The following is a 23,274-nucleotide window of genomic DNA, read 5'->3' as shown; positions in this document are numbered from 1 at the left end:
ACTTATAAAAAATACAAGTGCAGTAAATCAGAGATCATAAAGATGGTAGGTATTGTAGCGAGTAGTTATTATAGAGTGCCTAGTGGGGGTAAAAAAGGAAATAAGCCTTCTACAGAGACTTTTCACAAGACTAAAGGGTTTGTATTACAAAATGTTGTAGTTGCGGCTGTAAAGGAGATTTTAAAACACGAATTTATAGATTGTGGATATCGACTAATGACCAGCTATTTAAGTAGAGATGGTTACACTATCAATCATAAAAAGCTATATAGAATTATGAAAGAAGAAGGTCTATTGAAGCTTGACAATAGGATAGACAGAAGTGGTTCTGGACGCAAGTTTGTAAAGTTTAGAAAGGTTTACACTTCTAGACCTTTAGAATGCTTGGAGATGGATATAAAGATGGTTTGGATCCCAAGTGTAGGAAAGAATGCTTATTTACTCTCAATTATAGACGTTCACACACGTAGAATATTAAAAGACTATTTTTCCTTTAATATTAAACAAAATCAGGTTATAGCGCTACTTTCTGAGTTATTTGAAAATTATGATTACCCTAATAATGTAGTCATTAGAAGTGATAATGGAAGCCAATTTATAGCAAAAAATGTACGTGAATATTTAGGCTTAATAGGAGTACAACAAGAATTTACACACATTGCAACACCAGAGGAAAATGCACATATAGAAGCCTATCACGGAATATTAAAAAAAGAAGTTTTTAAAAGGTTCGACTATCAATATTTTGGAGAAATAGAACAGATACTAAAACGGTATGTGAAATTTTATAACAATAGAAGGCTACACGGCTTGTTGGGACGAATAACACCAATGGAAAAATGGAATGCTGATAAAAACCTAATTATAATGAAAAAATTAACCGCTTAATTAATAATCGAAATTTAAAAGAATACTCTTGTTTTATAGGGGTCAAAACAGTCTACTTATACAAGGCTACACTACTAGAAACATAATAATGTTTATCTACAGCTATACCCTGTCTTCCATCCACACGTAAAATCTTTTTCAAACTATAATGGTTACCACTTTTAGCTAACTGCTGTGCATGTATTTCGTCAATAGAAGTAATTACAAGAATAAGTATCGAAAATAGGATTTTAATTTTCATAATTGCTGCATTCAAGGTTCTAACGCAACAAATGTTGCTTTTTTTTGAGTGAGTCTAAGCTACATATTTTAGTTCAGAATCCATTATTTCTTTCGGTGTTTTATATTCTATAATTTTTCTGGGTCTATTATTGAGTTTTTCTTTTATAATATAGGAGTGTTTTTTTATCGATTAGATTAAAGTCAGTTCCTTTTGGTAGGTACCTTCTTATGAGTCCATTTAAGACCGTTGCAAAAAGCGAACTTAAGTTAGTTTTAATCAACAAATAATTGACTTTGACAAAAGTAAAAAAGAGACTACAATAGTAGAGATATTCCCAGGGAAGTACACAAAAAATTCAGAGAAGTTAGCTGCTAAAAATGCAGGCATCAAAGTAAGGTTAGTGAGCGTTAAACTTCCAAAAAATCAAATAGAAATTTTGATAACCTCTTTGTTAGATATAGAAAAGTATCCTAGCAAAATATTCAAAAAGTTATATCCAAAAAGATGGGGTGTTGAAACTTTTTATGATGAGTTGAAAAACAAATTAAAAGTAGAGCATTTCTCGGGTTATTCTAATCAAAGTATTCAACAAGATTTTTATGCAGCACTCTTTATTAGTAACATTCAGACTTTAATAGTGAGTGAGCTAGAGGATGAAATTACTCTAGAAAATAAAAACAAAAAATATAACTATAAAATAAATACCAATCTGTCTTATGGTTTTTTAAAAAATAGAATTCTTGAATTATTCTTTTCAGAAAATTCGCAAGAAAATAGTATTATTGAACTCAAAAAATTATTCAAAGAAAATCAAATTCCAATACGTCCAAATCGCTCTAACAAAAGAAATACCAGTAAATATAGAACGCGAAGAAAACCTAAAGTAACTAAAAACCAGAAAGATACAATATGAATAATCCTTAACTTAATGACATTGGAGTAGAACTAGCAATTAATTTTATAGGGTGTTGGCAATAGTTATTTTATTAATTTGTCCAATGCATTTTTTAATTCCATAAGATCTTTTATGACTTCTTTATCACTCACTATTTCTAATGCTATTTCATTATGTTTTTTAAATTTATCAAACTCATTCAATTTATAATAAGCGTTGGCTATATTATAATTGAAGTAACCTGTTTTTTCGTGATTCATTTCGATTTCAAGTCCTTTTCTTCCAGATTTAATTGCTTTAAGTTGTTTATCCTATTAATTCACTATAAATCAGCATGTTGTGTTTTTCATCATGTGCTAAAACTTACTTTACTAAAACATCTAATATTTTTCCATTAATGTTGCTATTATCAATAGCAACATCTAGAATACTTAAAACTGTTGGGGCAATACTTATACTATGCAATTGGCCTTGTTCAAGAACCTCTCCTTTTACTTTTATATTATTTCCAAACACAATTAACCAAACCTGATCGGCACCATCTATATTCTTACCATGACGCCTCCATGTTTTTAAAGGTTCTGTACCTCTCCCATGATCTGTTGTTACAATAAAAACAGTATTCCCTTTATAAAAAGAATCGCTTTGTGTAAAATTCCAAAGTTCTTTTAGCATTCCATCGGTGGTATTGGCCGATTTTAAATAAGCACTATAATCTCCATCATGTGCAAAGTCATCGGTTTCAGCATAGGCAATATAGATTAATTCTGGTTTTTTTTTTTCATATACTCCAAAGCATAATGATGTGTAAACGCGTCTAAACGAACGCTTCCCCAAGGACTCGGGATTTGTGATTGTAACTCATTTAAAAACAATTCCCTATCAGAGAGGTTGTCACTATTTGCATTTTCAAATCCTGCATTTACAGGGACCCCAGAACGCTCTTCATTAATAATAAATGGAAAGACATCCCAACTACCAAAAGCAGCAACTTTACCCTTAAATTTTGAACTTGAATTAACAATTTCAAGCATCGTTTTATTTGGATTATTTAATTTATCATTACTCGTAATTCTAACATCATCTGCTTGTCCTGATAATATTTCATTATATCCTGGGTAAGAAAACCGTATTTTATTGGTTAAATTTACTTTATTATCAAATGTTCTATTACCATAAATCTGCCCCATACTCGGAACTTCATTCCACAAAAATGGAAATAAAACCGCTCTACGATCTTTATTATTTTCTCTCCAAAACTGTTTTTTTAAAGAAACTGAATCGTGTACATAATCATTATTTGCTATTAATTTTGAATCGGCACCAGAAAACAACTCTTGCCATCTTAAACCATCCAACGTTACCACAATTACTTTGGGATTGCTATTTTGCTGAGCGGCTATATTAATTATCGTAAACAATACTGTAAATAATACTACTAGGAATTCTTTTTTCATAAAATTTATAATTAGAATTATAGAAAATAAATTTAACTAATTTATTTTAGTATATGACAAAAAAACACAACATGTTTAATTACAAAGTATTAAGTATTTTAATTAGATTAATAAATTGATATTCAGAACCTTAATTTACTAAAAATCTATCTTTTTCACTAGTGAAACCTACTTAATTATTAATTGAACTCAGGTTAGTATGTTTTTTATCAACGCTTTTTTTGTTATTCGTTAATTACCGCCAATAATTGGTGTTTGAGTAGTAGCGGATTTCTACTCACGAACTTTTCAGTTTTGTACCGCCTTTGTTTTGTGTTTATTCTTTCATTTTATCACTTTAACCGCTATTACTTATACACGGTGTTATGTGCTGTTATTTTAATTCTTAATACTTTTGGCTATAATTTCAGACATAATTTTAATTCCCTTTTCATTAGGATGGATTCCATCAGGAAATAAATCAGACATTTTTGTCATACCATTGTATACATCAATTATTTGAAGGTTATTCCTTTTTGAAATTCTATTAATTATAGGAATAACTCCAGATTGAATTGTTGAACCGTTAATGCTAAAGGCACTACTGAATGCAGGAGGAGGGAAACAAAGATAAATTTGTGGTTTAGTGTCCATAGTATTTAAAGTATCAATCATTGATTGATAACTTCGTTCATAACTGGTAGCATTCCAATTATTAGTTTTGGAATCGTTTGTGCCTAGCATTATAACAATTATATCTGGCATATACACAAATACATTATTCAAATCTTTTTGATGCCAATAGGGTTTATTTCCATCTCTTTGCATGGTAGCTCCACTTTCACCACAATTCAACACCTGATAGCCATCACCTAACAAACTGTCCAATTGAACTGGGTAAAATGATGATTTATTCTTCCCTCCACCTTTAGTGATACTATCACCTATACAAGCTACCTTTATTTCGTTTTGACACGAAGTAAGAATTATAGAAAGAGATACAAAAATAATTAAATAAGATTTCATAATTTTATTTTATTGTTATAATAATATATTGATCGGACTTGGATTCACCAGTTGCACTTAAAACTTATGTTAGTCATTAGGGCTTCGTGAAATAAGCTCATTGATTTATTCTTTTCTCATTAAAAAATAAAAAGCAAAATATTATTTTAACTATAAAAATTATACATTTTTAATATTCTGCTTTTTTATTCAAATAATTAACTTTCTGGGAGCGAACTATGGCTATAAATCAATTTTGCTTAACCTAATCCTTAAGATGAGCAATATTCTTTCTGATCTTCCATTTTGTAGTGTAAAAATCTACATTTGGAATAGGCACATCATTACAGTTAACAATTAAGACACCTTCCTTTTTCCAGTATGATTTTACAGTACACCCATTCATCTCTCCATCATCTTCACCTCTAACCTTTTTATCACCAGGGTTTACAACAATTTTCAACCCTATTGATTTATTAAGCATATCCATATCTCCTCTACTATTACCACCCACAATCAATGGTTCTACTTTAATAAAGGTTTCTAAAGCATTAGCCTTTCCATCATCTTGTGGAATTGGCTGGATCATTACGTTACTTACTTTACCATCGACCACAACACTTTTAACACCAACTACATTCACTTTTGGTATCCCTAGAACTTCTGAAAGAAATTTTTGATAAAGCAATTCTGGGGAAGCTGTAATAACCCAAACTTCAAAATCATTAACTTTTAAATTGGCAATTAATTCAATCATTTCAGGATAAATCTTGTCATTATAAAATCGCTGATAACAGTCATATCCTATCTCTTCGATTCTTTCAGGGGTTAATCCGGATAAAAAATGAACCCTATCCTCAACATACTCCTTACTAACATTATTTCCATTATCAATCATTCTGTTAATAATTTCCATTTTTTCAACAGAATATGGATCACTCTTGCCTCTAAAATGTTCATCGGCATACAGATAAAGCGCTTCATCTGCAAGATAATTTGGCACTTGCCCAAAAACAGTACCGTCACCATCAAAAACAGCGACTTTTCTAGTTTTTAGATGCTGTGTAGAATCCAAAAACGTTTCTAATTTTTGATTAACTTCAGCAGACCAACCACCTATTGGGCTATAACTTTGTGAATAAGAAGTCAATATCGATATAAAAAATGCTATAACAATAATATTCAATAAAAATCCTGTCCTATGGAAAAAATTGCTTTGATTAAAGTTTTTCATATGTATTAAAATTTATATTTAACCCGTTGTGCATTTAAACAATATTGACTTTTAAATTGTTTATATTCCTGTTAAAGACAAATTTGTTAATGTATTGAATGATAGTTAGTGCTGTTAATTTTGAGAGAATTCTTGTCTTAAAACCTTCAAAAGTTTTCGCATAATTATTCCGTATTTTAAACTGGTCACAAAGTTGAGAAAACAAGGTCTCAATTCGTTTTCTTTTCTTCCTAAAAATATACGTTTGTTTTTTGTAATTCTGTTGATTTTTACGCATTGGAACTTCTAATTTAATTTGTTTACTCTCAAATAAATCTAACTGATAGTCAGCACTTAGGTATCCTTTGTCCCCTAAAACCACACAGTTATTAAACTGATTTTTAATGTCTTTTAAATAATGAATATCATGTACAGAAGCTTTGCTAATATCAAAACTTTTAAACACGCCATCAATAGAACAAACAGCATGTATTTTATAGCCATAATAATGCATGTTTTGACTAGCACAATAACCTCTATTTGGGGCTGAATAAAAGTACTCCTTACAAACTTTACTTCTCCCGCTTCTTGAGAGTTTTACAATCTCCAAAGGCATACTATCTACCACATAATAGTTTTCAAACTCCGTGAACTTATTGGAGAGTTGAGTTCTTATAAATTCAATGGCAAAAAATAATTTTCGCTTCCGCTTATTGTAAACTGATCGCTCTATTTTAGCAAACAAATATTCTGGAATATCCCGAAACAACTGACACTCACTGTCTATACCCATATATTCTGCTGTTAAATTCATAGCGATTAATTCAATGTCTTTTAGTTTTGGTTTCCTGTTTTGACGTAAAAATTGTTCCTTTTCTGTAATTGTGGCTAAGACTTCTAAAATTTTATTGTAATTTGCTCTAAAGTTATTCATTGTATTTAATCGATTGGTTGTCAATTAAATATACGCCTTTTAATAGTCAAATGAATAACTTTTTTTAACTATTTATAATGCACAACGGGTATATTTAGTAATTTGTATTCATATCTTAAACCCTTAAAATTCAACTCACAACATCTGCAAGCCTATAATTGAAAGGAGTCTTATTTATGTATTCCATTGTGACCGTTATTCTCCTGTACCCAAGCTAATCCAATAAATAAAATTGCAAGAATACAGGCTCCTATTAACACCACAAAACCACCAGACCAACCCCATTGATCAACAACTGCACCCATAGCTATATTTGCAAATAATGCTCCTCCTAAATAACCAAAAAGACCAGTTAAACCAGCAGCAGTACCGGCAGCCTTTTTAGGAACTAAGTCTAATGCATGAACTCCTATTAACATTACAGGTCCATAGATTAAGAAACCAATACATATTAAAGCTATTGAGTTTGTAAGAATAGATTCACTAGTCCAATACATATATATTGAAACCATTACAAGAACCATATAGATAATACTTACCGGGGCTCTTTTACCCTTAAATACTTTATCACTTAAACATCCGCAAAGAAGTGTTCCAGGGATACCAGCCCATTCGTATGCAAAATAGGCCCATCCAGATTCTTTAATTGAAAATCCTTTAGCTTCTTCTAGATACAATGGGGCCCAATCTAACACTCCATATCTAACTAAATAAACAAAGACATTTGCAAAAGCAATCGACCACAATAACTTATTTTTTAATATATATTTAAAGAAAATCTCTTTAGCAGACATTTCTTCTTCAAATTTCTTGGAATAATTATCAGGGTAATCATTTTTATAAGATTCAATATTAGGTAAACCACAAGATTGTGGTGTGTCTCTAATTAAGAACCACGCAATTACTGCAACAGCTAATGCTATAAAACCTGGGAAATATAATTTGGCGTGCCAATCTGCAAAAATAGCAACACCTAAAATTGCTAAAGGACCAATAATCCCACCACCAACATTATGTGCAACATTCCATATAGACATTTTTGTACCACGTTCTCTAATTGAAAACCAATGCACCATAACTCTTCCACAAGCAGGCCAGCCCATTCCTTGAAACCAACCATTTAGTATAAGTAGTACAAACATTATTAATATTGACGAAGTAGCCACAGGTAGCACACCCATTAAAATCATTGTAAAAGCAGAAAGAACAAGACCAGCCGTAAGAAAATATCTAGCATTACTCCTGTCCGACACATTCCCCATTAAAAACTTACTTAAGCCATATGCTATAGACACACCTGATAATACAAATCCCAATTCCGTTTTTGAATAACCCAAATCAATTAAATCTGGCATTGCTAAAGAAAATACTTTTCTAACAAGGTAATAGCCAGCGTATCCAACAAAAATACCTATAAAAACTTGTAATCTAAGGCGTTTATACGAAGAATCTATTTTACCTGGAGGCAGTAATTCTTTATGCTCTGCTGGTTTAAAAATATTTATCATGAATATGGTTTATTTTAAAATATAATTTGATGTTACTGACTGATAATCTGCTATTTGATTTTTTTGCCAGTTAAGATCTTTACCCAATTCCCTTGCCATAATTTCTGCAACTTTAGGAGCCATTCTAAGACTTTCTCTTGCATCTAATAATTGACATCTAGTTCTTCTAGCTAAAAAATCTTCAATTGTACGACACATTTCGTGTTCTACAGCCCACAGCACCTGAGCTTCAATAACTTGAAGGCTTTCACTAATATACCTATTATTTTCGTTTTTTGCTGCTAATTCTAAAATAGCAGTTTCATCAGAACCATAAAAAAACAAAGGACTATTATAATCAACGTTTTCCTTATACCCATGAATTTTTAAATGTTTTGTTTTTGATGGTAATTTAGTCCAACCATTTTTTCGTTCGGTTCTCGCTACTAAATCTTCTCCCATTTTTCTATAAGTAGTCCACTTTCCACCAACCATAGTTAATAAGCCAGATGCAGATTCAAAAATTTTATGATTTCTAGAAATCTCTTTCGTTTTCTTCCCTTCTGATTTTGCTGCTGCTAAAGGTCTTAAGCCAACAAAAACACTTAAAACATCACTTCTCTTTGGCGCTTTTATTAAATATTTTTCAGCCGTATTTAAGATAAACTCAATTTCCTCTTCTAAAGCAATTGGCTCTAAAGATTCTTTCTTAATAGGTGTGTCTGTTGTTCCAATAATTACTCTTCCGTGCCAGGGAACCAGAAATAATACCCTTCCGTCATCTGTTTTTGGAATCATAATACCATCGTCATCTGGTAAAAACTTCTTGCCTAACACTAAATGAACACCTTGACTAGGAGCTATTGTTTTTTTTGCGTTTGGAGAATCCATCATTAAAACATCATCAGCAAATACACCAGTAGCATTTACAACTTGACTTCCTTTTATTTCGTATTGCTCACCACTTTCTTCATCAAGAAATTGTACTCCAGAAACCTTTCCCTCATTATTTTTCAGTAATCCATTTACAGAGCAGTAATTAATAACAATTGCCCCAAACTCAACCGCACTTTGAAGTGTATTAATTGCTAAACGCGTATCATCAAACTGACCGTCATGATATTCTACTCCTGCTGTAATTTTTTCAGGATTAATAGTTGAAATTCTTTTTAAAGTTTTTGCTTTAGAAATTCTTTTAGATCTTCCTAAACTTAATTTTCCAGCTAACAAATCATAAAATGTTAACCCAACTGTATATTTTAACTCGTCAAACAACCCATGTGTTGGAATAATAAATGACTGATTGCTAACTAAGTGTGGCGCATTCTGAATTAACAAACCTCGTTCTACAACTGCCTCTCTAACTAAACCCACATCACCCTGAGCTAAATAACGAACTCCTCCATGTACCAATTTTGTACTTTTACTTGAGGTTGATTTTGTAAAATCTGATTTTTCCAACAAAACAACAGAATATCCTTTTGCCGACGCCTCTAATGCAATTCCAATTCCAGTAGCACCACCACCTATAATTATAAAGTCAAATTCTTTTGAAGAATTAGTGATTTTATCAATCATTTCACTTTTTTTCATATCTCAAATAATTTTAATCAATAGATCTTCTTTATGAAATGTAAATGTAAAACATTTCGAAACATTTCGAAATGTTTTTTTGTCTTTTTTTATGTTTTTTTAAAAAATATGACTATATTATTATTACTAAGTGCATCCGTATTTAAAATAGGCTAAAAAAGTAGCTTATCACAAGCTTAAACAAATAACTAGGTTTTCATCCTAAAAGGATGAAATACAAACTAAAAGAAAAATATTTCGCAACAAATCAACAATGCCGTATATTTGTTAAATAAAATATTTTTAGAATGATTTTAAATATCGCAGAACGTCACAAACTAATTTTAAAGAAACTTAAAAAAAATGGCTTTGTTGAAGTCATCGATTTAAGTCAAGAATTTGGCGTGTCATTAGTTACCATAAGAAAAGACTTAAAAGCTTTAGAAGAAAAAAAATTACTTTTTCGCTCTCACGGAAAAGCAATTCCATCAAATCCATACACAACAGAACACCATGTTAGCATAAAAGAGAAGATTAACAGAAAAGAAAAAATAAGAATTGCAGTTGCTGCTGGTTTAATTCTAAAACCAAACGATAGCATTATTATCGCCTCAGGAACATCTGTAATTGAATTTGCCAAAAACATAAAGCCAGTTGAGGGCCTAATAGTTCTAACAGCATCACTAAATACATCTCTAATTTTAGCAAAAAACCCAGACATTGATGTAATACAATTAGGCGGAATTATTAGACGAAGTTCATCATCCGTTGTTGGTCCAATTAGCGAAAAAATGCTTGCTGAATTTTCCTTTACTAAATTATTTCTAGGAGTCGATGGTATAGATTTAGAATACGGGCTAACTACCACAAACCCGATGGAAGCTTCCTTAAATAAAGAAATGATTAAAGCTGCTCAAAAAATAATTGTACTAGCCGATTCTTCAAAATTTGGAAAAAGGGGTTTTGGCAGAATTTGTGGACTTGAAGAAATCGATCAAATAATCACTGATAGCGGAATAGATCCAGATTTTAAAGAAAAATTAATAGATTTAGGGATAGATATTACAGTGGTCGATTAAGAAATGAATAGAATATTTTATCTGGTCTGTGGTTTTAAAAATAGTTACTTCAGCACACCAAAGTTCATTTGGTTTTGAAGTTCTTACTGGATTAAAGGAGTTCGTCAGTCGCTTCATTTAATTACATAAAGACATAATTACAAATACTCCCTTGTCGCATTGGTCCTTAACGCAAATAATACGGCTGCGGTGGCACATCCTCGCTGGCACATTTACTTGCTTTATTTCATACACGACACTATTCCCTGCGCATAGCTCTCTTTTACCCCTAAAACCCAATAAGGCGTAAATACATATTAATTAGGAGTAAACCGCTATTGCACTATTTAAGACCGTTGAAGGGAAGTACCTAATAAAAAGCACAAAAATAACTCGTAATCATCTATGTTAAATATTTGATTGTAAGTATATTAATTGGTAAATTTAGTGTATGAAAATACAAAAACAACCAACTTTAGCGGATAGCATTTGCGATTTACGAGCAAGAAAAATTAAAAAGACATTTTTTACTCAAATAAACACCCTTATCGATTGGGATACGATCTCTATCCTAATAAATAAAGACTATTTAAAAGGAAAAAGTACCACTGGTGGAGTGTCTACCTTTGATGTGACGATTTTTATGAGCTTATAAATTTTATATTTGATTTATGGTAAAAAAATATGACAATGAATTTAAAGTGATGATTGTAGAACTGTTAAATTCAGGAATTAAGACAAAGCAAGTTAGTGAGGATTATAGCTTAAGCCTTAGTATGGTTGGGCGTTGGAAACGTGAATACAAGTTGAAATCTGGAGATTTCTCAAAAAAGAAGGAATTAACTATTGAAGCACAAGAACTTAAAACCCTTCGCAAAGAATTAAAAAATGTAACTATGGAGCGGGACATTTTAAAAAAGGCGGTGAGCATCTTCTCCAAGAGCGACTTATAAGATATCAATTCATCTTAAAGAATGTTGATATATACCCAGTTGAGAAGATGTGTAAATCAATGAAAGTTAGTAAAAATGCTTACTATCATTGGTTTAACAACAAAGATATTGTATTGTTAAAAACAGCTACAATGCATTTAAAAGAAAGAATTAAAGTGTTATTTAAAGAGAATAGAGAAATTTATGGTAGCTATAGGATTCAAAAAAAATTGGAGCAAGAAGGCTTAATTTACTGCCGCTCTTATGTTGGATTACTGATGAAAGAAATAGGTTTAAGAAGTGTTTTAAAAAGAAAATTTGTAGTAACAACAGACTCTAATCATCAATGTTTAATCGCTAAAAACGTGCTAAATAGAGATTTTAACAGCCTGAAATTAGGAGAGAAATGGGTGTCTGACATTACATATGTCCGAGTTAATGATGATTGGAATTATTTAACAACAATTATAGACCTTGCTGATAGAAAGGTTGTTGGATGGTCTCTTAGTGAAGATATGACAACTCAAAACACAGTAATGAAAGCTTGGATTGATGCTAGAAAAACAAGAAATATTAGTAATAAACTTATTTTTCATTCCGATAGAGGTGTTCAGTATGCATCAAATAAAATGACAAAAATTTGTAACTTTAACCTTAAAATAACTCAAAGCATGAGTAGAAAAGGTAATTGTTGGGACAATGCTGTAGCTGAAAGTTTTTTTAAAACGATTAAACACGAGTGGCTATATAGATTTAAATTTACATCTTATAACCAATTATATGAATCTATTGAAGACTATATTTATTGGTATAATACAGAAAGGTTACATTCTAGTTTAGGATATTTATCTCCTCTGGAAATGGAAATAAAATTGAGAAGAATTATTAAAAAAGTAGCTTAAAAAATAGTCACAAATTTATTAGTTATTCCAAGAATTCTTGTCTTAAAACCTTCAAAAGTTTTTGCATAATTATTCCGTATTTTAAACTGGTCACAAAGTTGAGAAAACAAGGTCTCAATTCGTTTTCTTTTCTTCCTAAAAATATACGTTTGTTTTTTGTAATTCTGTTGATTTTTACGCATTGGAACTTCTAATTTAATTTGTTTACTCTCAAATAAATCTAACTGATAGTCCGCACTTAGGTATCCTTTGTCCCCTAAAACCACACAGTTATTAAACTGATTTTTAATGTCTTTTAAATAATGAATATCATGTACAGAAGCTTTGCTAATATCAAAACTTTTAAACACGCCATCAATAGAACAAACAGCATGTATTTTATAGCCATAATAATGCATGTTTTGACTAGCACAATAACCTCTATTTGGGGCTGAATAAAAGTACTCCTTACAAACTTTACTTCTCCCGCTTCTTGAGAGTTTTACAATCTCCAAAGGCATACTATCTACTACATAATAGTTTTCAAACTCCGTGAATTTATTGGAGAGTTGAGTTCTTATAAATTCAATGGCAAAAAATAATTTTCGCTTCCGTTTATTGTAAACTGATCGCTCTATTTTAGCAAACAAATATTCTGGAATATCCCGAAACAACTGACACTCACTGTCTATACCCATATATTCTGCTGTTAAATTCATAGCGATTAATTCAATGTCTTTTAGTTTTGGTTTCCTGTTTTGACGTAAAAATTGTTCCTTTTCTGTAATTGTGGCTAAGACTTCTAAAATTTTATTGTAATTTGCTCTAAAGTTATTCATTGTATTTAATCGATTGGTTGTCAATTAAATATACGCCTTTTAATAGTCAAATGAATAACTTTTTTTAACTATTTATAATGCACAACGGGTTTTATCTCTATTCCTTTTGTTGGCATACTCATCTTTTGAATTCCAATGTGCAAGTTCAGCACCATAAATATCATTGTTATCTAGTACCCATTTATTGATTTCTCTTGAGATTGTAGAAAGTGCTCTACCGAGAGTTTTAGCAATGTAAGTCTTCATCTTTTTTTCCTTTAAAAGTGTCTGAATTTGGACTCTTTCTTTAAGGGTAAGTCGTCTATGTTTTTTTACTATCATTTTACAAATCTATAAATTTAGATTTGTTGCGTTAAGTTATTGAATGGAATTAAGCAGACTTGCATTTTCTTATACGCATAACGAAATGACGAATTCCGCCAAATCACGTCAATTTTACCTGCAATCTACCATAGATGTGCAGGGAATTCAATTAGTTTATTAAGAAAAGAAAAAGAGGTTGGTAGGCCCAAACAGTTTTTAGGTTTAGAATATGCAAAAGCAGATTTTGATGCAAGAAATCATTATAATTTTGGAGATCAAAAAAATGAGCAAACAATTGCAGCAAGATTGTTTGCAGGTTATGGTTTGGCCTATGGTAATTCTGATGTTGTTCCGTTTGTAAAAGAAGATTTTTCTGGCGGACCTTATAGTGTTAGAGTCTTTAATATTCGCTCCTTAGGACTAGGAACTTACGATAAAAACAAGACTCAAAATGCTAGTTCTTTTTTTGATAAAACAGGTAATATTCATTTAAAAGTAAATATCGAATATCGCTTTCCTATTTACTCTTTCTTTAAAGGTGCTGTTTTTGCGGATGCTGGAAACGTATGGAACTCTGTTGCAAGCCCATATTTTAAAGAGAAAGACACATTTTACTTCTAACTTTACAAATAAACTAGGTATGGGCGACAGGTATTGGTTTGCGAGTAGATGTGCAAGGTTTTGTAATTCGGTTTGATTTGGCGGCTCCTTTTCATGATCCTGCATTAGCGTTAGACAACCGCTTGATTTTAGGGTTGATGAACCTGTTTTTAACTTTGCAATCGGTTATTATTTTTAAGTTTAAAAAGATACTTTGTCGTTAAAAAATGATGGAAACTTAGATTACACTTTGTTAGAATTATAAAAAGTTATAACTTTAAAAACTTTATATTTAAGCCTAAATTTAGTTTCCAACAATGATTCACGAACTCAAAGAAATTATCAATGAAACTGTTATCAATCAAAAAAAAGGATTGAAAAACGTATTGGCAACTGTGGTGCACTTAAATGGTTCTTCATATAGAAAACCGGGTGTTAGAATGTTAATTTCTCAGGATTTAAATTCGGTTGGTGCCGTTAGTGGTGGATGTGTTGAAAAAGAAATCATTCATAGAACAAAAAGTGTTTTTGCTGACAATAAATCAAAAATCATAACTTACGACGGTCGTTACAGATTGGGTTGCGAAGGTGTTTTATACATTTTAATTGAACCTTTTTTTATTTCTGATGAATTCATACACACTTTTTCTGAAGCAAATGCAAACAGAGAATCTTTAAAAATTGAAAGTCATTTTACAAAAGACGATGAAGCTTTTGGTGATTTTAGATCTGTTGTAACTTTTGAAAATAAGGAGCAATTTGTATTTTCTGAAACTTTCATTCTCCAACAAAAAAATGATGTAGCAATTTTCACTCAAATTTTAGCACCAAGTTTTAAATTGATAATCATTGGCGGTGAACATGATGCTGTAAAATTGTGCACAATAGCATCGAATTTAGGTTGGGAAATTGATGTAATTACTTCTGCAAAAGATAGCAAACAGCTCTCAGATTTTCCCGGAGCACATTCTGTAATTGGAGATACTCCAGAAACAATTCAGTTTTCTAATATTGAACAAAATACTGCCATCGTAATTATGAATCATAGTTATGTGCAAGATTTAAAATATTTGGTAAAGCTTTCTGAATATCAACCAAAATATATTGGTGTTTTAGGTGCACCAAGCAAAAGAGAACGGTTATTTAACGAGCTTTTTGAGTTTGTGCCTGCTATTTCAGAAGATTTTTTAGAAACTATTTATTCGCCCGCAGGCTTGCATATTGGGGCACAAACTCCAGAAGAAATTGCGCTTTCTATTATTGCCGAAATATTATCTGTAATTAGAAAAAAAGAACCTTTTTCTTTGCGCGAAATCAATGGTAAAATTCATACTCTTTAAAATGAAAAATATTGCTGTATTAGTTTTAGCTGCTGGAAAATCGTCAAGAATGAATGGCATAAAACAGCTTGAAAAAATCAACAATAAAACACTTTTAGACATCACTTTAGAGAAATTAAAATGTATTTTTTCTGATGAAATTTATTGTGTTTTAGGAGCAAATGCTGCTAAAATAAAAGCAAAAATCACTTCAAAAAATATCCAATTTATTGAGAACCCAAACTATGAGAAAGGGTTGAGTTCTAGTATTATTTCTGGGATTCAATATTTTAAAAAAGAGGCGTTAAAATTTGACGGAATCTACATTTTATTAGCAGATCAACCGGCCATTGAAATTGCTTATTTAGAATCCTTACTTGTTTTATTTAAAGAACATAAGGATATAATTATAGCATCTAACTATGGAAATAAATTAGGAGTTCCTGCTATTTTTCCTAAAAAATATTTTCCTGAATTACTATTGATAAAAGGTGATAAAGGCGCAAAAGAGTTTATCAACCAAAGAAAAAACGAAGTAGTTTGTCCGGAATCATCCACAAACTTCTTTGATATAGATACCAAAGAAGACTTAGAGTTATTTAAAAATAGTTAATTTTACATTTATGAAGTTACTTAAAAAATTATTCTTTTTAGCTATCCTTTTCTTGGTTTCGGCTTGCGCTACAATGAAACTACAAGTTGCTGAAAATCAATTTTTTGAACCTAAAGAAAGCACTGCCGAAATTGAATATACTTTTTATTTAATTGGTGATGCTGGGAATTCAACTTTAAAAAAAGATTCACCTGCTTTAAAATATTTAAAAAAGAAAACAAAAAACGTATCTCAAAAGTCAACTTTAATTTTTTTAGGTGACAATGTTTATGAGACGGGAATTCCGAAGAAAAAAAAATCTAAAAAATATAAACTAGCAAAAAGAAGGTTAGAAGCGCAAACCGATGTTGCGAAAAAATTTAAAGGGAATTCCATTTTTATCCCTGGAAATCATGATTGGTATAACGGTCTAGATGGCTTAAAAAGAGAAGAAGAATTAGTAGAAAAAGCATTAGGAAAGAAATCCTTCTTTCCCCAAAATGGCTGCCCTTTAGAATCCGTAGATATTTCTAAGAACATCGTTTTAATTATTGTAGATACGCATTGGTATTTAACAAATTGGGACAACCACCCAACTATAAATGATAAATGCGAAATAAAAACAAGAACAAAATTCTTTGATGAGTTTGAAGGTTTAATTAAAAAATCAAGAGGAAAAACGACCATTATTGCTATGCATCATCCAATGTTTACCAATGGTTCTCATGGAGGAAAATATTCGTTTGCTAGCCATATGAATCCTTTGCCAATTTTAGGTTCTCTAAAAAATTTAATAAGACAAACATCTGGTCTTTCCAATACAGACATCCAAAATAAAAAATACAATGCACTTAAAAAACGCATTGTAACACTGGCACAAGAAAATGATAAAACCATTTTTGTTTCTGGTCATGATCATAATTTGCAGTATATCATTCAAGATAATATTCCTCAAATTGTTAGTGGTTCTGGTTCTAAAACAACCGCTACAAAATTATCTGGAGGCGCGAAATTTACTTATGGTGCGCAAGGTTTTGCTAAATTAGATGTCTATAAAGATGGTTCATCAACCGTAAGTTTTCATACTGTAAAAGATGATAAAATAGTGTATCAAAGCCAAGTTTTATCAGAAGATGAAAAGAAAAATTTTACAACATTTCCTTTGCAGGGTATAACAGAAAAAAAAGCATCAATTTATACGCAAGAAGAAATCACAAAAAGTAAACTGTATCGTTATTTATGGGGAGAACGATATCGAAAATATTTTGGCACAAAAGTAAACGCACCAACAGTTGATTTAGATACGCTTTTTGGCGGATTAAAACCAGTTAGAAAAGGTGGCGGCCATCAATCGAAATCTTTACGATTAAAAGATAAAAAAGGGCGCGAATATGTAATGCGCGCTTTGCGTAAAAATGCTGTGCAATATTTGCAAGCCGTGGCTTTTAAAGATCAGTATATAGGAGCTCAATTTGATGATACTGCAGCAGAAAATTTATTGTCAGATGTTTTTACAGGCTCACATCCTTATGCCCCTTTTACTATTGGAAAATTGTCTGATGCTATTGGCCTTTATCATACAAATCCTGTGTTGTATTATGTGCCAAAACAACCTAGTTTGAAGCAGTTTAATGATGATTTTGGCAATGAATTATATATGATTGAAGAACGCACAGATTCTGGTCATGGAGATAAAGCTAGCTTTGGTTTTTCTGATGAATTAGTAAGTACAGACGATTTATTAAAAAAATTAAATAAGGACGAGCATCATGTTTTAGATGAAGAAGCGTATATAAAAGCACGTTTATTTGATATGTTAATTGGAGATTGGGACCGACATGAAGATCAGTGGAGGTGGGCCGTTTTTAAAGAAAATAATCAAACAATTTACAGACCAGTTCCAAGAGATCGAGATCAAGCATTTTCTATTTTTGGAGATGGAGCTTTGTTACATATAGCAACAAAATTAGTACCTTCTTTACGTTTAATGAGGTCTTATAAAGAAGAATTAAAAAGTCCGAAATGGTTTAATTTAGAACCATATCCTTTAGACATGTTTTTAATATCTATGTCTACAAAAATTGTTTGGGATAAGCAAGTTAAATTGATCATCGACAATATAACCGATGCTGTAATTGACGATGCTTTTACAGAATTTCCTGATGAAGTAAAAGATGAAACAATACAAGAAATAAAGAAAAAATTACAAGGAAGAAGGCACAATTTACAGAAAATTTCTGATGCTTATTTTTATCATATAAATAAGTTTCAAATTATTAGAGGAACTCAAAAAGATGATTGGTTTGAAATTGAAAGATTACAAAATGGACAAACAAAAATTACAGGTTATCGAATAATAAATGGAGACAAAGATGCTATTTTTCATCAACGAATTTATAATGAATCTGAAACCAAAGAAATTTGGATCTATGGCTTAGATGATGATGATGTTTTTGTGGTAAAAGGTGATGGAAGAAAGCTAATAAAACTAAGACTTATTGGCGGACAAAACAATGATATCTACAAAGTTAAAAATGGTAAACAGGTAATTATTTACGATTATAAAACCAAGAAAAACACTTTTAAAACTAAAAATACAAGAATAAAATTAACAGATGATTATAAAACAAATGTATATGATTATAAGAAGCTCAAAAACAATCAAAATATACTAACACCAACTATTGGTTACAATCCAGATGATGGCATAAAACTTGGGTTTTCTAACACATACACAGTTTATGGTTTTGAAAGAAACCCGTTTACAACTCAACACACTTTAAATGCTTCATACTATTTTGCAACCAATGGTTTTGAGTTTAATTATGCCTCTGAAATCGCAAACGTTTTTGGCAGTTGGAATTTAGGAGTAGACGCAACTTTTACAAGTCCGAATTTTGCAGTAAACTATTTTGGTTTCGGCAATAACTCTATAAATCTTGAAGCAGATGATTTAGAAGAAGAAGATTATAATAGAGTAAAAATCAGCAAGTTTATTGCAGGTAGCTTTATAAAATGGAAAAGTGATTTAGATGCAGAAATAAAACTAGCCATTAATTATCAAACATTTAAAGTTGATAATACTCTTGGCAGATTCGTTTCCGATGAATTCAGCGCTAATAATGCTATTTTTGATACTCAGAAATTCATCAATACAGAAGCTAGTTATCATTTTGAAAACACAGATAACAGTGCTTTTTCAACAATGGGAATGAAAACGGAATTAATAGCTGGTTATACTTCAAGCTTAAATAATAATGGTGATTTCGGGTATTTAATTCCTTCTATATCATTTCAACACAAATTAATTCCTAGCGGACAATTAGTATTCGCAACTAAATTAAAATCTCATTATACTTTTGGTAATTCGTATCAATTTTATCAAGCAGCAAGCATTGGTGGAAATGATGGGTTAAGAGGGTTTAGAAATCAGCGTTTTACTGATAAAAACTCCTTTTACCACAGTTCTGATATTCGTTTAAATTTACGACGTTTTAAAACAAGTTTAATTCCTTTAAATGTTGGTATATTTGGAGGATTTGACTACGGAACTGTTTGGGGTCAACAGAATTCAACTTTTAAAAATAGTAAATTTAATACTTCTATTGGAGGCGGAGTTTTCTTTAACGCAGCAAATATGATTTCTGGAAATATTTCCACATTTAATAGCGATGAAGGTTTAAGAGTTGCTTTTACTTTCGGCTTTACTTTTTAATAATTTATATGATACAAAAAGCATTAATTTTCGGTTCCTTACTTGGGTGCACTGCAGTAATATTTGGGGCTTTTGGAGCGCATTTGTTAAAGAAAAAACTAACTTCAGATCAATTACAAAGTTTTGAAACTGGCGTAAAATATCAAATGTATCACGCCATTGTTTTACTTATTTTAGGATTTAATTTAGAGCTAAATGCTTCCCTTGACAACTGCATTATCTACGCTTTTATTATAGGAACCTTGTTATTTTCTTTCTCTATTTATGGCTTGGTACTTTCATCAGCAAATAATAAAAAAATAAAATTTCTAGGACCAATCACACCTTTAGGAGGTTTGTTTTTGGTTGCTGGTTGGGCACTTTTAATTTACAAATTTGCAGTTTAATCGTTAAAGTGCAGCGATTAAAATAATATATTCTATCCACAGATCAACTTTAAATAAGGTAGATAATCTCCATTATTTTATACTACATTCACATTAAATATATAACCAACTGCAGCCGTTAAGCCCATTGCAACCGTTCCCCAAAAAGTAATTCTTAAAACTGCAATTCCTATTTTTGAACCACCTGCTTTCGCCGCTAATGCGCCTAAAATTATTAAAAAGACCGTAGCAAAACCATAAATAGAATATTCCATACTATTTAATGGAAGAAAAAGTGTGACTAAAAACGGAAGCAATCCTCCAATCGTAAATGCAGCACCAGATGCCAATGCAGCCTGAATAGGATTTGCCTGATTCATTTCATTTATGCCTAATTCATCTCTAACATGCGCAGCCAACGCATCTTTTTCTGTCAATTCTTTAGCGACAATTAAAGCCGTTTCTTTTTTTAATCCTCTCTGTTCATAAATATCCGCCAAACGTTGCAATTCTAATTCTGGCATTTCTTCTAATTCTAATCTTTCTCTTTCTATATCCGCATTTTCAACATCGGTTTGTGAACTTACAGATACGTATTCGCCAGCAGCCATTGATAATGCACCCGCAACTAATCCTGCTAAAGTTGCCAAAATAATAGGCTCTCTTAAATCAGTTGCAGCAGCAACACCAATTGCTAAACTTGCCGTTGATAAAATGCCATCATTAGCGCCAAGAACCGCGGCTCTTAACCAATTACTTCTATGGATATAATGATTGTCTAAATAATCATCTAATTCCGCTGTTTTTTTTGATTTTTCTTTCATTTGTATGCCATTATTTTAATTGTCCACATCAATTTTTAGTTCATACAAATTTCCGCCTTCTCCATGAGATTTTTCATCGGTAATTAGTAATGTATTGCCATCTTTAAAACAGATTCCTTCTTTCTGAGATTCATATTTTAACTCAATTTTTTTTACCTTTCCTGATAAAAAGTTATCACCTTTAAAATCAGTAAAAACTAAAACATTTTTTTGCGATAAAAGCACCACTTTTTTTCCATCCGAAGAAATATCAGCAGAAGTTATCCAACATTCTATATCGTTACAATTTTCAAATTCGCCAATTAATTTAGCGGTGTGTTTCCCTTCTTCTGCCATGACTTTATACAAAGAAGTTTTACCGTATCTATCCTCTACTCTGCTTTTAGTAAAAATATAAAAGTTCTTTTTAAAATAGAAAAATGCCTCTGCATCAAAAAATAGCTCTTTCTTTTTTGGAGGAAAATCATACTGATCTTCATACTCAATTTTAATTTCTTCGACCTCTGCTTTTTTTTCCTTAAATACTTTTTATCAATTTTTAGTATTCTTAAATTCTTTCTACTGTTTGTATTATTTCCAAAATTACCAATATAAATAGTGCCTTTTTCATCGGTCGTTAAGTCTTCCCAATCTGTATTTTTAGCCTTTATCTCAATTTCTTTTTTTATTTTTCCTTTTTCAGAAACTCCGAATAATGTTGATTTGTTTCCTCCATCATTAATCATCCAAATAATATTGGAATTCCTTAAAACTTCTGTCCCAGAAACTTCTTTTAATTCATTTGGTAAATCTGCGAGTATATTTAATTGTCCAAAATTTTGACAGCTTATCAATAGAAAAAAAATGAATGAGTAAACTATTTTTTTCAACATCTAAATTAAAATTACACAAGTTGTCTATTTCTTTAAGTTAGCAAGGTTAAAATGGGCTTATTTACCAGCCACCAGAAGCACCGCCACCGCCAAAACTTCCTCCACCGAAGCCACCACCAAATCCACCACTACTTCCCCCGCCAGACGAGCCACCAAAACCTCCACCAGATCTGCCTAAACTACTTAAAAGTATAGCGTCAAAAACAGTGCTAGATAAAGAACCTGTTCGATTATTTCGTCCGCCTTTATTATTTTTATTCCCTCTAGAAACTAAAAGAAAAAATACGCCTATGATTATAATAAAAATGATGGTTGAAAAATCAGAACCTTTAGACTCTTCTTTACGAGAACCTTCAAACTCGCCATTCAGAGTTTTAAATATATAGTCAGATCCTTTGTCTAAACCGCTATAATAATCTCCTTTTTTGAATTCCGGGATAATGACTCTTTCAATAATTCTTTTTGATAGAAAATCGGTTACTAAATACTCGACACCTTTACCAACCTGAATTGCAATTTTTCTATCGTCTTTAGCTAATAAAAATAAAATACCGTTGTCCTCTTTGGCTTGACCAATTCCCCATTTTTCTCCCCAATTGGCGGCTAAATAATTAATATTTTCACCTTCGGTGGATGCGATAATTGCAACCACAATTTGAGTTGAGGTAGAGTCTGAATACCGAACTAATTTATTTTCTAAACTTGTTTTTTGAAAATCTGTAAGTAATTTTGGAGTCGTGAAATCGTAAACACTTGTTTGAAATTTTGGTTTCTCCGGAATTTCATATCCCTGAGAAAAAATATTTTGTGACACTAAAAACACCAGTATTACAAGACTTTTACTAAAAACTGAAAACTGAAAACTGAAAACTTTTTTTAAACTCATCCTTTAGAAATTTCATTTGAAAGTTCGTTTTCGTCATCTTTTTGATATGGAAAATGATCGCGTAATTCTTCACCGGCTTTTAAAATTCCGTCAACAATTCCTTGTTTAAAATTACCTGTTTTAAAATGGTTTTGCATTACATCTTTAGTGGTATCCCAAAAATCTTTTGGCACCACGTTATTAATCCCTGTATCACCATAAATAACAAACTTTTTATCAGCTACAGCAACATAAATTAACACGGCATTAGCGTCTTTTGTGTTGTGCATTTCTAAGAGCTGAAATACTTCTAGCGCCCGCTCATAATGAACCTTTTTCGTGGAAGATTCCATATGAATTCGTATTTCACCAGAAGTATTTTTCTCTGCAGTTCTAATAGCAGAAATAATTTCTTGTTCTTCTTCTTTAGTAAGAAAAGCTTCTACTTTAGACATA

General features: G+C 31.2%; 23 protein-coding genes and 3 pseudogenes. 10 read left to right on the top strand and 16 right to left on the bottom strand.

Annotation, left to right across the window (positions count from 1 at the left end):
• Positions 1-30: 30 nt before the first annotated feature.
• Positions 31-888: pseudogene (locus BST83_RS18515) on the top strand (IS3 family transposase); the annotation flags it as partial.
• Positions 889-1,183: 295 nt separating this feature from the next.
• On the opposite strand, the pseudogene BST83_RS21735 reads toward BST83_RS18515, so the two are convergent.
• A pseudogene (locus tag BST83_RS21735) lies at positions 1,184-1,349 on the bottom strand (IS30 family transposase); the annotation flags it as partial.
• 45 nt (positions 1,350-1,394) lie between these two features.
• On the opposite strand from BST83_RS21735, the gene BST83_RS18505 reads away from it, so the two are divergent.
• A complete protein-coding gene (locus tag BST83_RS18505; protein ID WP_104811206.1) occupies positions 1,395-2,024 on the top strand; it encodes a transposase in 630 nt (209 codons plus the stop codon).
• Positions 2,025-2,089: 65 nt separating this feature from the next.
• Here the strand turns inward: BST83_RS18505 and BST83_RS20005 are convergent, their stop codons facing one another.
• From BST83_RS20005 to BST83_RS18475, 8 genes are all read right to left on the bottom strand, one after another.
• Positions 2,090-2,266 carry a hypothetical protein gene (locus BST83_RS20005; protein ID WP_170062823.1) on the bottom strand — a complete coding sequence of 59 codons (177 nt, stop codon included), beginning with the start codon at positions 2,264-2,266 and terminating at the stop codon, positions 2,090-2,092.
• A gap of 103 nt (positions 2,267-2,369) precedes the next feature.
• A complete protein-coding gene (locus BST83_RS20940) occupies positions 2,370-2,843 on the bottom strand; it encodes a sulfatase-like hydrolase/transferase (RefSeq protein WP_240614874.1) in 474 nt (157 codons plus the stop codon).
• Positions 2,768-3,463, bottom strand: a complete 696-nt coding sequence (locus BST83_RS20935) for a hypothetical protein (RefSeq protein ID WP_240614873.1) — start codon at positions 3,461-3,463, stop codon at positions 2,768-2,770. The genes BST83_RS20940 and BST83_RS20935 overlap by 76 nt, the downstream gene beginning before the upstream one ends.
• A gap of 378 nt (positions 3,464-3,841) precedes the next feature.
• Positions 3,842-4,468 (bottom strand): GDSL-type esterase/lipase family protein, encoded by a 627-nt coding sequence (locus BST83_RS18495; RefSeq protein WP_104811205.1) that lies wholly within the window; start codon positions 4,466-4,468, stop codon positions 3,842-3,844.
• 244 nt (positions 4,469-4,712) lie between these two features.
• The gene (locus BST83_RS18490; RefSeq protein ID WP_104811204.1) at positions 4,713-5,681 is read right to left on the bottom strand and encodes an HAD family hydrolase; all 969 of its coding nucleotides are present in this window, start codon (positions 5,679-5,681) and stop codon (positions 4,713-4,715) included.
• Between the two features lie 34 nt (positions 5,682-5,715).
• Positions 5,716-6,594, bottom strand: a complete 879-nt coding sequence (locus tag BST83_RS18485) for an IS982 family transposase (protein WP_104808617.1) — start codon at positions 6,592-6,594, stop codon at positions 5,716-5,718.
• Positions 6,595-6,764: 170 nt separating this feature from the next.
• Positions 6,765-8,102: a glycerol-3-phosphate transporter gene (gene glpT, locus BST83_RS18480; protein WP_104811203.1), complete on the bottom strand. Its 1,338-nt coding sequence runs from the start codon at positions 8,100-8,102 to the stop codon at positions 6,765-6,767.
• 9 nt (positions 8,103-8,111) lie between these two features.
• Positions 8,112-9,674 (bottom strand): glycerol-3-phosphate dehydrogenase/oxidase, encoded by a 1,563-nt coding sequence (locus BST83_RS18475; protein WP_104811202.1) that lies wholly within the window; start codon positions 9,672-9,674, stop codon positions 8,112-8,114.
• A gap of 287 nt (positions 9,675-9,961) precedes the next feature.
• Between BST83_RS18475 and BST83_RS18470 the strand changes: the two genes are divergently transcribed.
• The 3 genes from BST83_RS18470 (at position 9,962) to BST83_RS18460 (ending at position 12,545) form a co-directional block, all read left to right on the top strand.
• On the top strand, positions 9,962-10,732 hold the full coding sequence (locus BST83_RS18470; RefSeq protein ID WP_104811201.1) for a DeoR/GlpR family DNA-binding transcription regulator: 771 nt from the start codon (positions 9,962-9,964) through the stop codon (positions 10,730-10,732).
• A 430-nt stretch (positions 10,733-11,162) separates the two neighbouring features.
• Positions 11,163-11,366 (top strand): hypothetical protein, encoded by a 204-nt coding sequence (locus BST83_RS18465; protein WP_205853619.1) that lies wholly within the window; start codon positions 11,163-11,165, stop codon positions 11,364-11,366.
• 16 nt (positions 11,367-11,382) lie between these two features.
• A protein-coding gene (locus BST83_RS18460) for an IS3 family transposase (RefSeq protein WP_104811200.1) occupies positions 11,383-12,545 on the top strand; the annotation gives its coding sequence in 2 pieces (ribosomal slippage) (positions 11,383-11,623 and positions 11,623-12,545; 1,164 coding nt in all).
• On the opposite strand, the gene BST83_RS18455 is transcribed toward BST83_RS18460, so the two are convergent.
• Positions 12,542-13,363 carry an IS982 family transposase gene (locus BST83_RS18455; protein WP_146092206.1) on the bottom strand — a complete coding sequence of 274 codons (822 nt, stop codon included), beginning with the start codon at positions 13,361-13,363 and terminating at the stop codon, positions 12,542-12,544. The genes BST83_RS18460 and BST83_RS18455 overlap by 4 nt on opposite strands.
• 90 nt (positions 13,364-13,453) lie before the next feature.
• A pseudogene (locus BST83_RS18450) lies at positions 13,454-13,684 on the bottom strand (helix-turn-helix domain-containing protein); the annotation flags it as partial.
• Positions 13,685-13,786: 102 nt separating this feature from the next.
• Between BST83_RS18450 and BST83_RS20930 the strand changes: the two are divergent.
• From BST83_RS20930 to BST83_RS18425, 5 genes are all read left to right on the top strand, one after another.
• On the top strand, positions 13,787-14,287 hold the full coding sequence (locus BST83_RS20930) for a BamA/TamA family outer membrane protein (protein WP_367889215.1): 501 nt from the start codon (positions 13,787-13,789) through the stop codon (positions 14,285-14,287).
• 296 nt (positions 14,288-14,583) lie between these two features.
• Positions 14,584-15,606 carry an XdhC family protein gene (locus BST83_RS18440; RefSeq protein WP_104811197.1) on the top strand — a complete coding sequence of 341 codons (1,023 nt, stop codon included), beginning with the start codon at positions 14,584-14,586 and terminating at the stop codon, positions 15,604-15,606.
• 1 nt (position 15,607) lies between these two features.
• A complete protein-coding gene (locus BST83_RS18435) occupies positions 15,608-16,198 on the top strand; it encodes a nucleotidyltransferase family protein (RefSeq protein WP_104811196.1) in 591 nt (196 codons plus the stop codon).
• Positions 16,199-16,208: 10 nt separating this feature from the next.
• Complete coding sequence (locus BST83_RS18430) at positions 16,209-19,892, top strand: metallophosphoesterase (RefSeq protein ID WP_104811195.1); 3,684 nt, start codon at positions 16,209-16,211, stop codon at positions 19,890-19,892.
• 8 nt (positions 19,893-19,900) lie between these two features.
• A complete protein-coding gene (locus tag BST83_RS18425) occupies positions 19,901-20,278 on the top strand; it encodes a DUF423 domain-containing protein (RefSeq protein WP_104811194.1) in 378 nt (125 codons plus the stop codon).
• A 77-nt stretch (positions 20,279-20,355) separates the two neighbouring features.
• Here BST83_RS18425 and BST83_RS18420 read toward each other — a convergent pair whose 3' ends face one another.
• The 5 genes from BST83_RS18420 to BST83_RS18405 form a co-directional block, all read right to left on the bottom strand.
• Positions 20,356-21,081 (bottom strand): VIT1/CCC1 transporter family protein, encoded by a 726-nt coding sequence (locus BST83_RS18420; RefSeq protein ID WP_104811193.1) that lies wholly within the window; start codon positions 21,079-21,081, stop codon positions 20,356-20,358.
• Between the two features lie 15 nt (positions 21,082-21,096).
• Positions 21,097-21,417: a hypothetical protein gene (locus BST83_RS20925; RefSeq protein WP_240614604.1), complete on the bottom strand. Its 321-nt coding sequence runs from the start codon at positions 21,415-21,417 to the stop codon at positions 21,097-21,099.
• A 35-nt stretch (positions 21,418-21,452) separates the two neighbouring features.
• Positions 21,453-21,914 (bottom strand): hypothetical protein, encoded by a 462-nt coding sequence (locus BST83_RS20920; protein ID WP_240614871.1) that lies wholly within the window; start codon positions 21,912-21,914, stop codon positions 21,453-21,455.
• A 100-nt stretch (positions 21,915-22,014) separates the two neighbouring features.
• A complete protein-coding gene (locus BST83_RS18410) occupies positions 22,015-22,839 on the bottom strand; it encodes a TPM domain-containing protein (RefSeq protein ID WP_104808318.1) in 825 nt (274 codons plus the stop codon).
• Positions 22,836-23,273, bottom strand: a complete 438-nt coding sequence (locus tag BST83_RS18405) for a TPM domain-containing protein (RefSeq protein WP_104808317.1) — start codon at positions 23,271-23,273, stop codon at positions 22,836-22,838. The genes BST83_RS18410 and BST83_RS18405 overlap by 4 nt, the downstream gene beginning before the upstream one ends.
• Position 23,274: the final 1 nt, after the last annotated feature.

The organism is Polaribacter filamentus (assembly GCF_002943715.1).
GTDB classification, from domain to species: Bacteria; Bacteroidota; Bacteroidia; order Flavobacteriales; family Flavobacteriaceae; genus Polaribacter; species Polaribacter filamentus.
This window is presented reverse-complemented; position numbering and strand designations above follow the sequence as displayed.